We start from the raw sequence: 15,953 nt of genomic DNA on the forward strand, positions 1-15,953 counted from the left end.
TGCCTTTCGCTGCGGTCAGTGTACGGGGCACGGCCTGCCGGGCACGACCGGATTCCCGGCCCGGGACACGGGGCCGGGGGGGCGGGCCACACGGGGTGCGCCCGGCGTGCCCCGTTGCCGACCGCCGTGCGCCGATTTATCGTTCCCGCACGATTGGCGCGCAAGATCATAAAATGTGAAGGGATCGCGGCCATGGCGGAGAAGTCCTCGACGAAGGTCGCGTCCGCGAAGAAGTCGGCCCCCGGCCGCAAGGCCGTGAAGACGGCCGTGGCCGAAAAGGCACCCGCGAAGAAGACCGCGGCCACGAAGGCGGCCACGAAGAAGGCCGATGCCACGAAGAAGACGGCTGCCGCCAAGAAGGCCGCACCGGCCAAGAAGAACGCCGCGTCCGAAAAGGCCGCCGTGACCAAGCGTGCCGCAGCGGGGGAAGCTGCTGCGAAGACAGCATCGGTGAAGAAGGGCGCGCAGGCCGGGAAGAAGGCAGGGGAGAAGGCCGCACCGAAGAAGGCCGCGGCGGCGAAACCCGCGGCGGCGGAAACCGCGAAGAAGACGGGAGCCAGGACGGTGGCTGCGAAGAAGACCGTGGGTGAGGCGCAGGTCGCGAAGAAGGTGCCCGGAGCCCGCGAGGGCGCCTTCACCGGGGGACTCGCCGTACGGCCGGGGGAGGAGCCCTGGTCGCCCGCCGAGGTGGCCGAGGCGCGCACCGTGCTGCTGGACGAGCAGAAGCTGCTCCTCAGCGAGATCCACCTCGCCGAGGAGGCGGTCAGCGGCCTGATGCGGGACTCCGGCGACGGGGCCGGCGACGACCAGGCGGACACCGGCACCAAGAACATCGCCCGCGAGCACGAGCTGGCCCTCGCCGCCAGCGCCCGCGAGCGGCTGGTCCAGACCGAACGGGCGCTGGCCCGGCTCGACGCGGGCACGTACGGGCTCTGCGAGAGCTGTGGCAACCCCATCGGCAAGGCCCGGATGCAGGCATTCCCCCGGGCCACCCTCTGCGTCGAGTGCAAACAGCGGCAAGAACGCCGTTGAACGCAGCTGACGGGCGTCGCGTGCCGTGCCGTACCCTCGTCCTCAGCCGGGCAGAGCACCCGGCACCCATCCGTCGCAGTAGTGCACAGCACTGTCATGCCCGATGGTGGTGGGAGACGAGCGGTACAGGCGCCGAGAGACGCGAAGGACTCACGTGACAGAGGCGGAGCAGACCGGAAGGCCCACCGGTGCGCCGGAGGGCCCCGACGGGGCCGGCGGGCCGGCGGCCGGGGAGAACGGCACCGCCAAGGGCAGGAGCCGCATCGCGGTGCTGCTCGGTGTGGCCGCCTTCGCCTACCTCCTCGATCTGACCAGCAAGCTGTTCGTGGTGGCCAAGCTCGAGCACCACGACCCGATCGAAGTGATCGGCACCTGGCTCCAGTTCGAGGTGATCCGCAACCGCGGCGCCGCCTTCGGCATCGGGGAGACGATGACTATCGTCTTCACGGTCATCGCCGCCACCGTGATCGCCGTGATCGCGCGCATCGCGCGCAAGCTCTACAGCGTGCCGTGGGCGATCGCGCTCGGAATGCTGCTGGGCGGCGCGTTCGGCAATCTCACCGACCGGCTCTTCCGCTCGCCCGGCGGGTTCGAGGGCGGGGTCGTGGACTTCATCGCGCCCGCGCACTTCGCGGTCTTCAACCTCGCGGACTCGGCGATCGTCTGCGGCGGCTTCCTGATCGTGATCCTCTCGTTCCGCGGTCTGGACCCGGACGGCACCCTCCACAAGGACTGATTTACGGTCCCGCGTCACCCGTCCGGCATACTCGACGGGTGAGCACCATTCCCGAGATCCGCACCCTGCCCGTCCCCGATGGCCTCGAGGGCGAGCGCGTCGACGCCGCGATCGCACGCATGTTCGGCTTTTCCCGTACCAAGGCGGCCGAGCTCGCCGCCGCGGGCAAGGTCCAGCTCGACGGAGCCGAGGCCGGGAAGTCCGACCGGGTCAGCGGCGGGGCCTGGCTCGAGGTCGAGATGCCCGCGCCACCCGCCCCCGTGCAGGTCGTCGCGGAGCCGGTCGAGGGCATGGAGATCGTCCACGACGACGAGGACATCGTGGTGATCGTCAAGCCGGTCGGCGTCGCCGCCCACCCGAGCCCCGGCTGGACCGGGCCCACCGTCATCGGCGGCCTCGCCGCGGCGGGCTACCGCATCTCCACCTCCGGCGCCGCCGAGCGCCAGGGCATCGTGCACCGGCTGGACGTCGGTACCTCGGGGCTCATGGTCGTCGCCAAGTCCGAGCGCGCCTACACGCTGCTCAAGGCGCAGTTCCGCGAGCGTACGGTCGACAAGCGCTACCACGCGCTGGTGCAGGGCCACCCGGACCCGATGAGCGGCACCATCGACGCCCCCATCGGCCGGCACCCGAACCACGACTACAAGTGGGCGGTCGTCGCCGAGGGCAAGCCGTCCGTCACGCACTACGACCTCATCGAGGCATTCCGGGCCGCCAGCCTGCTCGACATCAAGCTGGAGACCGGCCGTACGCACCAGATCCGCGTGCACATGTCCGCCCACCGGCACCCGTGCGTCGGTGACCTCACCTACGGCGCCGACCCCACCCTCGCCAAGCGGCTGAGGATCACCCGGCAGTGGCTGCACGCCGTGAAGCTCGGCTTCGAGCACCCCTCGGACGGGCGCTGGGTGGAGTTCGAGAGCGGCTACCCCGACGACCTCCAGCACGCGCTGGACAAGGTGCGCGCCGAGAGCGCCTGAGCGGACTCCCCGAGGGGCCGTCCTCCGGGCTCCGTGGCACGCTGGGCGTGATCGACTCTCCGCCCGGCTGCCCGGAGGGCTCCCGTGGACCAGTTGGCCCTGCTGTTCGTGCTGCTCCTCGGGGCGCTCGTCACGGTGCCGCTGGGGGACCGGCTGGGGCTGCCGTCGCCGGTGCTGATGACGCTGGGCGGGATCGTCCTCGCCCTGCTGCCGTTCGTACCGAACATCGCCATCCCGCCGGAGTTCATCCTCCCGCTGGTGCTGCCGCCGCTGCTCTACGCGTCCGCCCAGCGCACCTCCTGGCGGCAGTTCATGGCCAACCGGCGGCCGATCTTCCTGCTGGCGGTGGCGCTCGTCTTCGTCACCACCGCCGCGGTCGCCGCCGTCGCCAACGCGATCGTGCCGGGGATCTCGCTCGCCGCGGCCGTGGCCCTGGGCGCGCTCGTCGCCCCGCCCGACCCCGTCGCCGCGACCGCCGTCGCGGGCTCGCTGGGGCTGCCGCGCCGCATGGTCTCCATCCTGGAGGGCGAGGGGCTCTTCAACGACGTCACCGCCATCGTGCTCTACCACGTGGCCATCGCGGCGGCCGTCAGCGGCACCTTCTCGCTGCCGAGAGCGGCCGGCGAGCTGCTGTTCTCCGCCATCGTGGCCGTCCTGGTCGGCCTGGTGCTCGGCTGGGTCACCAAGCGGCTGATGGACGTCCTCGGCGACGCGACGCTCCAGATCGGGCTCACCCTGCTGGTGCCCTTCGTCTCCTACGTCCTCGCCGAGGAGTTCAAGGGCTCCGGGGTGCTCGCGGTGCTGACCACCGCGCTCTACCTCGCCGAGTTCGCCAGCGACGCCGACGACGTCCTGGGGCGGCTGGCCGGGCACACCTTCTGGGAGATCGTCGACACCCTCGTCACCGGCGTCGCCTTCGGCCTCGTCGGCCTCGAGCTGCACACCGCCATCGGCACCGCCGCGGGCCGCTGGGGCGAGATGCTCGGCATCGGCGGCGTCGTCGTCGCCGTCGTGGTCGGTGTGCGCCTGGCATGGCTGCTGCCCGCCGCCTGGCTGGCCAAGAGGCTGCACAAGGGCCGCGACATCGACGAGGAGATCCTGACGAACTGGCGGGAGACCCTCATCATGTGGTGGTCCGGCATGCGCGGCGTGGCCTCCGTGGCGCTCGTCCTGGCCATCCCGCTGACCACGGACGACAAGACGCCCTTCCCGGCCCGCGACGAGATCCTCTTCGTCGCCTTCGCCGTCATCATCGCCACGCTCGTCGTCCAGGGCCTGACCCTGCCCCGGCTGGTCAGGGTGCTCGGGGTGCGCGCCGACTCCGACTGGACCCGGGAGCTGGAGCGGCAACTGGCCATCCGCGCCTCCAAGGCGGCCAAGCACCGGCTGCTGGAGATCGAGCGGGACGAGGACCTCCCCGAGGACCTGATGGAGATGCTGCACCGGCGCGCCTACGACATCGGCGCCCGCATCAGCCCCGAGATGGTCGACGACGAGCGGCGCGAGGCCCACGCCCAGCGTGTCGACCGGCTGCGCACCATCCAGCGCATCCACGGCGACCTGCTCTCGGCCGCACGTCACGCGGTGCTCGACGCACGCAGCGAGCCGTGGATGGACCCGGAAGTGGTCGACCGGGTGCTGCGGCATCTGGACGTACGGAGTCTGCGAGGCGGGTGAGGAGAGGGTCTTTCACCCATTTGGGTAGTACACCCCGTATGCCATTCGGGCGTATTCAAGGGAGTGGCATCTCAGGGGGAAGACATGACCACTCCTGCACCGATTCGTGTGCTGCGCGTCACCGATCTGCTCGACCTGCGCTTCGCCTTTCCCGGGCTGGTGATCGACCGGCAGCCGGGGGGACGCCGGCTGATCCGCGCCGATCCCGCGCAGGACGGCCTGCTGGTCGTCGCCTTCGGGCCGCAACACCTTGCCGAGCACGCCTTCCCGGAGCCCGGCTCCGCCCCGACGGACCCGCCGGTCGGCGCGCTCATCAGCGGCCGGAGCACGCTCGTCTTCGAGGTGGGCCCGCAGGACGCGATCGACTACTCCGAGGCCGGACTCCTCGACGCCATGCGGACGTTGCCGCTGCGCGTGGTGGACGCGGCCCGCGAGGGCGGCACCGCCGCGCGCGCTCCGCAGGACCCGTTCGCCGACCCGGCCCACCCCTTCACGGGCATCGAACTGCCCTACCGGCTCTTCCTGTCCCCGCCGCAGACCGCCCGGTGGGTCCACCGGGGCGAGATCGCCGACCCGCTGCCGGGGGAGCGGGTCGAGCTCTGGCACACCCGGCTGTCCGCCGCCACGGCCCGGGCGGTGTGGAACCGGGACCGGGATCCGGGGGTGGCACCGCCGGACCTTCCCCTGCTCTCGCTGACGGCCGAGGACCGTACGCAGATCGTCGAACTGACCGCCCATGACGGGCAGTTCACGGCCGAAGGAAAGCCCTTCGTGCCCTCGCCCGTCACGGTGCACAACCTGATGCTTTCGGCCGTCGGCGGCTGGCTGGACAGCCTCGGCACATGGCCTGTACGGCCCGACCACATCGACCTCTCCGAGTGGCGGCACCAGGCGACCATGGGCCGTGACCATTATGTACGGGTACTGCACGAAGGCTTTCTCGCCCCGTTCGGGCACCGGGCGGAGCTGGTCACGGTCACGGAGCGCAAGTTCAAGGATCCGCGGGCGGCATATCTCTTCCAGCGCAACTTCATCGTGGTCCGGCAGCCGGTCCGTATCTTCGACCCCACGGTCCCGCTGCCCGCCGACACCTCGCCGACCAGCAGCCTGACCAATCTGCTGTTCCCGTTCACCAGTGTGCGGCTCGAGACCCTGGTGACACCGGACTTGGCCAACGCGCAGCAGGGCACGGCGTTCTACCCCGAGACACAGGATCCGTCGAATCCGACGGGCCCCGGCCTTCTCTTCCTCTTCAGGGCCACCGCGGTCGACCACGACAAGCGGATCGTCGAGTTCCGAACACCGCTGAAGTTCATCCCCGAGGGGCTGACCGGTCAAGGTCAACTTCCGTCCACGGTTGGCGATTACAACACGGATGCCGGACACGTGCCCGGCCTGATCGCGGATACCGCCGTACCGCCAGAGAGGACGAGTGCCGCCCTGCTCGGGCAGCCCGTGGCGCTCGCGCCCGGCAGCAAGCCCGACGACACCAGCCTCGACGTCGCCCATCTCGTCTGGAACATGGCCGCCCCTCCCGGACTGGCCGCGGTGAACCAGAACAAACCGGGCGAGGCCCCCTTCATCCCCCAGCTCTTCTGGGCCAACGTGACCGTGCCCGCTGTCAGCGGGCTCAGCGGCAGCGCCACCACTGTGCCGGTCAACTACGCGGCACGGTACGCCCTGAGCGGCTTCGAGCAGGTGGCCAGCGGCCCGCGCACGGCCAACCTCGGCGAGGTCTTCCTCAACGTGCTCACCCCGCAGGGCAGTCCGCTGACGATGGACTTCGGCAGTCAGAGCGACCGCTCCGGCGCTCTGACGACGCCGAGCTTCGGCGTGGCCGGGCTGTCCCGGAAGACGGGCCCGATCGGAGGCAGCGGGGGCGACCCGCTCGGGACCATTGCGGACGGGCAGTTCGACCCGACGGCCTTCTTCAGCGCCCTGGACGCACGACTGCTGGGCATCATCCCGCTGGCTGGGATCATCAAGGCGGTAGTGCCCGGCGAGGTCCTGTCGGCCCTGCACGTACCGAACTTCTTCACCGAGACCGTCAACGCCGTCACCGGGTTCCTCTCCGATCTGCGCCGGATGCAGGACCTGGTCGGCAATGCGGAAAGCACTCTCCCCGCAGAGGCTCAGCGCGTGCTCGACACCGGGCGGCAACTGCTCACGGTCATCGGCGAGTTCCTCGCACAGGGTCTGCCTGCCCGGAGCGCGCCCGTCTCACTGGCCGATGTCGACAACGCCGTCAATGCCTTCACGTCCGCGCTCGGCGACCTTGTCAACGCCCTCCCGAACCGTGCCGATCCGGGAATCCGCGCGTTCCTCGCCCGGCTGCAGCAGCAGGCGGCGACCTGGACCACCGCCGCCGGACAGGCACTGTCCCTGCGGGACGCCCTCCAGCAGGCAGCCAGGGGGTTCAAGCTGCCGGAGACCGTGAACACACGACTGGAGTGGAACCCGACGATCCAGCCGTGGTCTCCGTTCAAGGGCGGCGATCCCATCTTCGTCCCGAAGGACGACCAGGGAAATCCCGGCCGGTTCTCCCTGGTCGTCGACGTACGAGGATCGCTGCACCCCGACGTGCCCCCGGGCGCCGACATCAGCTGCAGCCTGGAGACGTTCTCCCTCAAACTCGTGCCGAAATTCAATGCCATCGAGCTGAACTTCGACCGCGTCCGGTTCTCCATGCGCGTCGGGCAGAAACCCGACATCGACATCGGCTTCAAGGGAATCCAGTTCATCGGCCCGCTGGCCTTCGTCGAAACCCTGCGCAAGCTCATCCCCGTCGACGGCTTCAGCGACCCGCCCGGAATCCAGGTCACTCCCGAGGGAATCGTCGCCGACTACGGGCTACCGCTGCCGAATCTCGCCATCGGTGTGTTCAGTCTGGAGAACCTGCGGCTCGACGCCAATCTCAATCTGCCCTTCATCGGCGGCCCGTTCACGATCGGCTTCGCCTTCTGTACCAGGGACGCGCCCTTCCGGCTCACCGTCTCCCTGCTCGGCGGCGGAGGGTTCTTCGGGATCGGCCTGACCGGCATGAACGTCGCCTACCTCGAGGCGGCCCTGGAATTCGGCGCTGAACTCGCCATGAACTTCGGCGTGGCCAGCGGCAGTCTGTCGGTCATGGCGGGCATCTACTTCCGGCTGGAAACCGGCGGTGCCAACGACGGCGAATCCCGGCTGACCGGGTACTTCCGGGCCCGCGGCGAGGTCGACGTGCTCGGCATCGTGTCCGCCTCCATCGAAATCAGCCTGGAACTGACCTACGAGATCGCCACCGGGACCGTCTACGGCCGTGCGAAGATCTCGGTCAGCATCCACATCGGCTTCTTCTCGAAGTCGGTCACCATCGAATGCGAAAAACGCTTCGTGGGCTCCGGGCCGACGCCCGCCGCCCTGCCGGGCGCGGACCCGGCCGGTGTCCAACCACCCACCTTCGCCCAGATGATGGCGCCCTTCATCGACCCCGTGACCGGGCTGCCGCGCGACCCGGTCGACGAATACTGCACCGCCTTCGCGGAAGTGAGCTGAGCCATGGCACCCGAGTCGATCCGGTGGACCGTACTTCCCGACGGCCTGGCCACCGACGGCAGCCTCCGCCTGACCGTCCTGGTCAGCCCGCGCCTGGCCGGCGGAACCACCCTCAACGACTTCGCCGGATTCCACGACTGGCCCGCCACCCTCGGCACATATCTGCCCGCGCTCCAGGTCGCGTTCAGGGCACCCGGCGACACGGGCCCCGGCGTCATGATGCCGGTCACGCCCGAGCCCGGCCGGTTCCCGCCGCCCGACAGCGCGCTGTGGAAGCTGCTCTTCCCGCTCACCACCAAGATCCAGCCGCCGCCCGTCGGCTTCACCGCCGCCGCCGCGGCCGGGCCGCCCGTCCTGCGCTCGTTCCCCAGCAAGGCGGTGCACCAACGGATCGGCACCCTCTACGAGTCCGCTGTGACGGCGACCGCGCAGCGCCGGGTGTTCCCGCCCGGCAGGCAGGGTGTACAGCAGGAACCGGTGCCCCCGTTGACCTGGGACCACCCGGAGCTGGCCGATCTCCTCACCGCCATCACGCAGCCCCTCCAACACCTTGGCCGGGACTTCACGGGTGCCTTCAATGCCCTTGATCTCCTGCTCCACGGCACCAGCCCCGCAGCTGCCGCCAACCCGTTCCGGCCGATCACCATGCCGAGGAACGCTGGGGGATACACGAGCAACAGCGCACAGCTCAACTTCGCGGAGGCGTACCGCTTCTACGACCGTCCGCAACCGGCACCGACCACGCCGCCGACTCCGGCACCCCCGGTGAACCCGCCCGACTTCGACTTCCACTCCGCCTGCGCCCTGCTCGCCGACTACCCCGAACTCCTGCGCCGCTTCGGCCTCGCGGTCGATCTGCTGGTGACACCGTCCGCCGGGCTCGCCGACCAGTGGCAGGCCCGCGTCTCCTTCACCGCCGCCCAGGGACAGCTCAACACCGACGAGACCCTGCGGCCGTGGACCCGGCTGCGCTACGTCGCGGGCGCGGGCGCGCGGCTCGAGCCGTACTCCGCCGACGACGAGCTGTACGGGCAGCGCATGCTGCGGCTGAGCGCCGACGACGTGCACGTCACCGATCTCGATGTGGACGCCGCGGCCATGAAGTTCGTGGAGTTCTCCCGGATCGTCGACCAGGCGCTGACCGCCCTCCCCGACCCCACGCTCCCCGCCGCCCCGGACAGCGCTGCTCCCCCCGCCCTGCACACCGCGGGGATCACCGTGCTCTTCGAGAACCGCGACGCCTCCCTCGCCGACCAGATGGAGGCCGACGCACGGAACAGCGCCGCCGCGGACGCGGCCGTACTGGAGGCAGCCCAGCTCGTCCGCGGCTACCGCGTCGACGTCGGCGTCGTCGACGACACCACGGGCCAGGTCGCCGTCTGGCGCCCGCTGTGCGCCCGTACCGGCGACTATGCGATCAGGCCCGCCGGACAGCCGCCCGTCCCCATCGCCGTCGGCCCGGACGAGGGCCAGGTCAAGGCGAGCGCGGTGACCCACGACAAGGTCGCCGACAACGAGCTCTACGTGCACCAGGCGTTCTTCGGCTGGCACGGCTGGAGCCTGGCCGCCCCGCCCGCGGGCCGGACGATCGGCCTGGACAACCAGCCGCAGGTGCCCAACCCCGAGGTGTCGGCGGACTTCCCGCTCGACACCACCTTCCGGCCGCCGGCCGGGAGCCTGCCCGCCCTGCGCTACCGGCGTACGTACCAGCTGCGCGCCCGCCTCGTCGACCTCGCCGGCAACAGCCTCGCCCCCGGCACCGCCACAGCCGAGGGCGCGGCCACCGCCGCGATCACGTACCGGCGGTGGGAACCCGTGCCGCCGCCCGCGATCGTGCCCCGATGGCCGTTCCTGGAGGGCGAGTCGGAGCCCCGGCTGGTGATCCGCAGCACCCTCCACGACGACGGAACGCCCATGACGCCCACCGAGTGGGCACTGCTGCGCAACTCGCAGGTTCCCGACCACGAGCAGCACTCGCAGGTCGACGGGCTCGACCGGCGCTACCGCGACTTCGACGAGCGGCACGTCAGCCCGCCGAAGACCCCGCTGCGGACGGCCGAGCAGTACGGGATGTACGACGCCGCCTTCGGACCGGACAAGCCGGACGCGGTGCGCCGGCAGTTCCTCGCGGCAGCCTCCCGCGAGGCGGGCAGCTACCTCGACACCGTCGTCAGCTTCCCCGAGGACCCCTCGCTCACCCGTGACCTCAAGTTCTTCGGCGAGATCCATGTCGCCAAGCACGACGTCCACGACACCACACCGCTCACCGAACTCCCCGTGCCGCGAGGGGCGGGCCTCCAGCCCGGCGAGTACGTGGTGCACGACGCGGCCCAGTTGCTGCTGCCCTACCTGCCCGACGTACCCGCCCGCGGGGTGTCCCTGCGCGGGCTGCCGGGGGCCGCGCCCAACGAGACCTTCGACTTCCCCGGGCCCTGGCCGGAGGCCAGGCCGCTCCGGCTGAAGATCGAGGAGGGGGATGGAGCGCCGGTCTGGGACGGGCTGGTCCAGCGGCAGCTCACCGTGTTCCTGCCCAAGGCGGAGATGGCCACGGTGCGCATGAGCTGCCGGCTCGACGCGGGCGACCTCGACACGTTCCACAACTGGCAGATGCTGACGGGCTCCGCTGTCTGGAACGGGCTGCCGCAGGACAAGAAGGACGAACTGACGGCCGCCGCGGCCGACGGCGAGAACTGGATGATCACCCCCTGGGTGGAGCTCACCCTCGTCCACGCCGTCGAAAAGCCGCTGACCCAGCCGGTGTTGGGCGCCCTCACCTTCCCCCGCGAGGCCGGGCAGACCTTCACCCGCGTCGAGGGTGCGGTGCAGACCCATGCCAAGAGCACCGGCCGGATCGACATCGACGCCACATGGAGCGAGCAGCTCGACGACGTCGCCCAGCCCGCGCCGCAGCAGATCAACGGCCATGCGCATGTGGACGACTTCGCCCTGGGCGACCCGGTGCTGGGCGACCGGGTCTTCTTCGACATCCGCCACGAGTTCCGCGACACCAAGCACCGCAACATCACCTACACCCCGACCGCGACCACCCGCTTCCGTGAGTACTTCCACCCGGCGATCACGGCCCAGCCGGCGCTGATCACGAGTACGGGGCCTGCCAGTCAGATCTGGGCGGTGCCGAGTTCACGCCGGCCCGATCCGCCCGTACCGAGCCACCTCGTGCCCACCTTCGGTCGGGAGCGCACCGTCGACCACGTCCTGCACAGCGTGACCCAGGTCCGGCGGCACGCGGGTGTGCGGGTGCACCTCCAACGCCCCTGGTTCTCCTCGGGGGACGACGAACTCCTCGCGGTCGTCCTCGATCCGGGGACGAGCCTGCCCGACCACCTGGTCACGCGGTACGGCCACGACCCCGCCTGGGCGGATACGACCGTCCTGCCCCACCTCGACCCCTCCGCCTTCCCGAACGCGGTACGCACCGCGACCGGCCTGGTGCCGGAGGAGACGCTCGGCCCGGTGTCGGTCGCCGCGTTCGCCCCCGTCTACGACCCCGAACTGCAGCTGTGGACCTGCGACATCGACGTGGATCTCGGCCAGCCCGCCGACGGTACCGCCTACTTCCCGATGCTGCGGCTGGCCCTCGCCCGTTACCAGCCGTTCTCGGTCGATCCTCTCCAGCTCTCCAAGGTGGTCCTCGCGGACTTCATCCAGCCGATGCCCGACCGCACCGTCACCGCCACCATGACCGCGACCGGTGCGATCCACCTCGAGCTGAGCGGGCCCGTCACCCTCAACGCCCTGGGCGCACGGGTCGGCACGGGCCAGGCGGCCATGGCGGCGAGCCGCCGGGTCACCGCATCGGTGCAGCGGCGGGACCTCCTGGGCGGCGACCTCGACTGGACGGGGACGGGGGCTGTGGCCGAACTCGTCTGCGTCGCCGCTGGTTCCGGCTCCGGTTCCGGCTTCGTATGGTCCGGCGACCTCACGCCCCCGTCCGCGCAGGTGCTGCCGCCGTCGGTGTACCGGCTGGTGGTGGAGGAGCACGAGGTCCACGAGACCGACCCCGCCACGGCGACGGATACGGTCACGGCGCAGGGGGTGTCCGTACCGGTAGGCAGTCGTCTGATCCACGCGGAGCAATTCGGGTTGGTGGTCTCGCTGTTGGGCGGGATCGTGCTGGAGGAGTAGCGAGAGGGCCCGGGCCGTGGAGGCCCGGGCCCTTCGCGGGCGGCTGGTCAGCCGAATCGCACCTGCATGGCGAAGGGGCCGATGGACGGGGGGCCGGTCTGGCCCGGATCCAGCGTGTCGATGAGATCGTCGTCGAGACACCCCCGCGCCAGCCCGTAGAGCTTGGCGGTTTGGTCGGTGTTGTTGGTCGCGCTCGCGGGCTGCGCCTGTCCGGGAATGTCGAGACACTTGCCGTTGTCCGGATTCGTGAGCTTGTCCCGCTTACCGTTGTCACCCCGGGTGTAATCGAAAGTCCCCAGTGCCATGGCAAACTCTCCTTCCATAAAGGGAAGTTGGCATATGTGCCGTACGCCAAAGCGTCCGCTTTCCTGGAGATTCAGTGAAGAGTCCGGATAAAGCATCCACCCGAACGGATTATTAGTCCGACGATGTCGTCGTAATGCGCGGCAGCGCGTACGGATGCTCGCGGCGCAGCCAGGTGAGCAGTTTCTCGCGCACCGTGCACCGAAGGGTCCAGATGTCATCGGGGTTGCGGGCGGTGACCAGCACCCGTACGAGGATGGTCGACGGCGTGGTGTCGGTGACCGCCAGGTCCCAGTCGCGCCCGTCCCACTCCGGGCAGTTGTCGAGCACCCCGTGCAGGTGCGCCCGCATCAGGTCGAGTGGGGCGGAGTGGTCGAGGTGCAGGAACACTGTCCCCGTCATCCGCGGGGTTCCGCGCGACCAGTTCTCGAAGGGGCGGCCAGTGAAGTACGACACCGGCATGGTCAGACGCCGCTCGTCCCAGGTCACCACCACCAGGTAGGTCAGCGTGATCTCCTCGACGGTGCCGCGCTCGCCCGCGACCACTACCGCGTCGCCGATCCGCACCATGTCGCCGAAGGCGATCTGCAGGCCCGCGAAGAGATTGCCCAGCGTCGACTGGGCGGCGATGCCCGCCACGATGCCGATCAGCCCGGCCGAGGCCAGCAGTGACGTCCCCGCCGTCCGCATGGCGGGGAACGTCAGCAGCATCGCCGCCACCGCCACCACGGCGACGGCGGCCGTGACGATCCGCTGGATGAGGGTCACCTGCGTACGCACCCGGCGCAGCCGGGCCGGGTCCCGGTCGCGCGCCGCGTAGCGGGCGTAGCCGGACTCGACTGCGGCGGCGGCCACCCGCACCACGAGCCAGGCACAGGCCCCGATCAGGAACAGCGTCAGCACCTGCCCGACGGCGGTGTCGTGCTTCTGCATGAGTTTGGAGGCCTGGTAACCGCCGCGCAGCAGTGCCGCGCACAGCGCCAGCCGCAGCGGCCACCGGCAGCGGCGCAGCTGGTCCCACAGCGGGGTCTCGGGGTGCCGGGCACCCATCCGGCGCAACGCCAGGTCGACGGCCCAGCCGACCGCGTAGGTGACGATCACCGCTCCGCCCAGGACCGCGAGGGGGCGCAGCACGTCCTCCATGGGTGCTCAGCCCCTTCCGACGGTCCGCTGCCGGGCGCCCCCCTGCCGACCGTAGCTGGCACGATGGAAGGACGCGATCCCGCGGCTTGTTGAGCAGCTTGTTAAGGAAGTGACCCCAGTGCCGTCAGTTGTCGTCCTGTTCCATTCGGCCTACGGCCTGCGTCCCGCGGTGCACGCCGCCGCCGAGCGGCTGCGTGCCGCCGGGCACGAGGTGCACGTCCCGGACCTCTACGACGGCCGCACGGCCGGGACCGTCGAGGAGGGCATGGAGATCAAGGACGAGATCGGCCGCGAGGAGCTGCTGCGGCGCGCGGTGAAGGCGGCGGCACCGCTGTCCGACCGCGGCTTGGTCTACGCCGGGTTCTCGCTGGGCGGGTCGATCGCCCAGAACCTGGCGCTGGGCGACGAGAAGGCCCGCGGTCTGCTGCTCCTGCACGGCACGTCCGACCTCGCCGACGACGCGGCCATGGACGAACTGCCCGTCCAGCTGCACGTCGCCGACCCGGACCCCTTCGAGCCGCACGACTGGCTCAACGCCTGGTACCTGCGCATGGGCCGGGCCGGTGCGGACGTCGAGATCTACCGCTACCCCGGGGCCGGGCACCTGTACACGGACGAGGAGCTGCCGGACTACGACAAGGAGGCGGCCGAGACCACGTGGAAGGTGGCCCTCGGCTTCCTCGACTCGCTTTAACTCACTGGTTTGGTGCGCTCGATCCGCTGCGTCCCGGAGCGCGTCCGGTACGAACGGACGCAGCGGGCCGTCGCCTTCGGGTCGCGCTTGTCGGACAGCACGTAGTAGTCCATCTGCGCGTGCTCGGCGGTGACGTCGAGCACCCCGTAGCCGTGCGCGTCCATGTCCACCCACTTCACATGCCAGTTGGCCGCCTTGACCGCCGCGTCGGCGGCGAGCGAGACGGTGTGCGCGGGGACGTGCAGGGTGTCGTCGAGGTTGTCGGCCGTGACGGAGGTGACTACGAACTCCGTCGCGACGGACTTCGAGAGCGGGTACGTCGCGCCTTGCTTGGGCACCTCGTTGGCCCACGCCATGTGGATGTCGCCCGTCAGGAACACGGTGTTGCGGATGCCGTGGCCGGTGAGGTGGTCGAGCAGTTCACGCCGGTCGTGCGTGTACCCGTCCCACTGGTCGGTGTTGGCCGTGATGCCCTCGGCCGGCAGCCCCAGCAGCTTCGCGAGCGGCTTGAGCAGATACGCGGGCATCGACCCGAAGGCGACGGGCGCCATCATGACGGGGTTGCCGACGAGCCGCCAGGTGGTGTCGGAGGCCGCCAGCCCCTCCTTCAGCCAGTCGAGCTGAGCCCGCCCGGTGATCGTACGGTTCGCCGAGTCGACGGCGCCGCTGCCGGTCTTGGCCTGCTCGCTACGGAACGACCGCAGGTCGAGCAGGTGCAGATCGGCGAGCTTGCCGAACCGCAGCCGCCGGTAGGTCGTGCCCGCGACGGAGGTGCGTACGGGCATCCACTCGAAGTACGCCTGCTTCGCCGCCGCCATCCGCGCCGACCATTCGCCCTCCGCCCCCGGGGTGTGGTTCACGGCCCCGCCCGACCAGGCGTTGTCGGCGAACTCGTGGTCGTCCCAGATGGCGACGATGGGGTGCGTGTGGTGCAGGGCTTGGAGGTCCTGGTCGGTCTTGTAATGCCCGTGCCGGGTGCGGTAGTCGGCGAGGGTGACGATCTCGTGGGTGGGCTTGTGCGGACGTACGACGTACTTGGCGGCGGGATACTCGCCGGACTTGTACTCGTAGATGTAGTCACCGAGGTGAAGGACGGCGTCGAGATCGCGGCGGGCGGCGAGGTGGCGGTACGCGGAGAAGTACCCCGACTCCCAGTTGGCGCAGGAGACCACGCCGAAGCGGATGCCGTCGTTGCGGGCATCGACGGCCGGGGCGGTACGGGTGCGCGCGGTGGGGGAGTTGACGCCTGCCGCTTCTGCGGTGAAGCGGAAGTAGTAGTCCGTGGCGGGGCGCAGTCCGCGCACGTCCGCCTTGACGGTGTGGTCGGTGGCGGCGGTGGCGGTGGTGCTGCCCTGGGCGACGACGCGACGGAAAGCCTGGTCCTCGGCCACTTGCCAGGTGACGCGGGTGTCGGGCCCGAGCCCGGAGCCGGGCACGGCGTCGGGGGTGGGGGTGACGCGCGTCCAGAGCAGGATGCCGTCGGGGAGGGGGTCGCCGGAGGCGACGCCGTGGAGGAAGGCGGGCTTGCTGCCGGTCGCTTGGGCGGTGGTTGCTCCGGCTCCGGCGAGGGGGAGCAGTGCGGCGGTGGCGGCAGCGGCCGTGACGGCGGCGCGGCGGGATATGTGGGGGTTTCGGGGGCGTTCACTCACGGGTGATCATCGTAATGGAACGGTAAAGCGGGTGGGTGGGGGCGGCATCTGTGGGCGGT

The 15,953-nt window shown here is 70.5% G+C and carries 10 protein-coding genes; 7 read left to right on the forward strand and 3 right to left on the reverse strand.

What is annotated here, in order from left to right:
* The first annotated feature begins 192 nt into the window (after positions 1–192).
* From ACV530_RS27865 to ACV530_RS27890, 6 genes are all read left to right on the forward strand, one after another.
* The gene (locus ACV530_RS27865) at positions 193–1,032 is read left to right on the forward strand and encodes a TraR/DksA family transcriptional regulator (RefSeq protein WP_494335388.1); all 840 of its coding nucleotides are present in this window, start codon (positions 193–195) and stop codon (positions 1,030–1,032) included.
* A gap of 154 nt (positions 1,033–1,186) precedes the next feature.
* Positions 1,187–1,768, forward strand: coding sequence for a signal peptidase II (locus ACV530_RS27870; RefSeq protein WP_494335389.1), 582 nt, complete (start codon positions 1,187–1,189; stop codon positions 1,766–1,768).
* A gap of 38 nt (positions 1,769–1,806) precedes the next feature.
* A complete protein-coding gene (locus tag ACV530_RS27875) occupies positions 1,807–2,748 on the forward strand; it encodes an RluA family pseudouridine synthase (protein WP_494335390.1) in 942 nt (313 codons plus the stop codon).
* Positions 2,749–2,832: 84 nt separating this feature from the next.
* A complete protein-coding gene (locus ACV530_RS27880; RefSeq protein WP_494335391.1) occupies positions 2,833–4,425 on the forward strand; it encodes a Na+/H+ antiporter in 1,593 nt (530 codons plus the stop codon).
* A gap of 84 nt (positions 4,426–4,509) precedes the next feature.
* Entirely contained in the window at positions 4,510–7,959 is a 3,450-nt protein-coding gene (locus tag ACV530_RS27885; RefSeq protein WP_494335392.1) for a hypothetical protein, read from the forward strand.
* A 3-nt stretch (positions 7,960–7,962) separates the two neighbouring features.
* Complete coding sequence (locus ACV530_RS27890) at positions 7,963–12,105, forward strand: hypothetical protein (protein WP_494335393.1); 4,143 nt, start codon at positions 7,963–7,965, stop codon at positions 12,103–12,105.
* A 47-nt stretch (positions 12,106–12,152) separates the two neighbouring features.
* Here ACV530_RS27890 and ACV530_RS27895 read toward each other — a convergent pair whose 3' ends face one another.
* Positions 12,153–12,410 (reverse strand): hypothetical protein, encoded by a 258-nt coding sequence (locus ACV530_RS27895; protein WP_494335394.1) that lies wholly within the window; start codon positions 12,408–12,410, stop codon positions 12,153–12,155.
* A gap of 112 nt (positions 12,411–12,522) precedes the next feature.
* On the reverse strand, positions 12,523–13,551 hold the full coding sequence (locus ACV530_RS27900) for a mechanosensitive ion channel family protein (RefSeq protein WP_494335395.1): 1,029 nt from the start codon (positions 13,549–13,551) through the stop codon (positions 12,523–12,525).
* Between the two features lie 118 nt (positions 13,552–13,669).
* Here ACV530_RS27900 and ACV530_RS27905 point away from each other — a divergent pair, with 118 nt between their 5' ends.
* Positions 13,670–14,245, forward strand: a complete 576-nt coding sequence (locus ACV530_RS27905) for a dienelactone hydrolase family protein (RefSeq protein WP_494335396.1) — start codon at positions 13,670–13,672, stop codon at positions 14,243–14,245.
* Here ACV530_RS27905 and ACV530_RS27910 read toward each other — a convergent pair.
* Positions 14,242–15,894: an alkaline phosphatase D family protein gene (locus ACV530_RS27910; protein ID WP_494335397.1), complete on the reverse strand. Its 1,653-nt coding sequence runs from the start codon at positions 15,892–15,894 to the stop codon at positions 14,242–14,244. The genes ACV530_RS27905 and ACV530_RS27910 overlap by 4 nt on opposite strands.
* Positions 15,895–15,953 lie beyond the last annotated feature (59 nt).

It is taken from the genome of Streptomyces sp. SX-6, assembly GCF_059089585.1.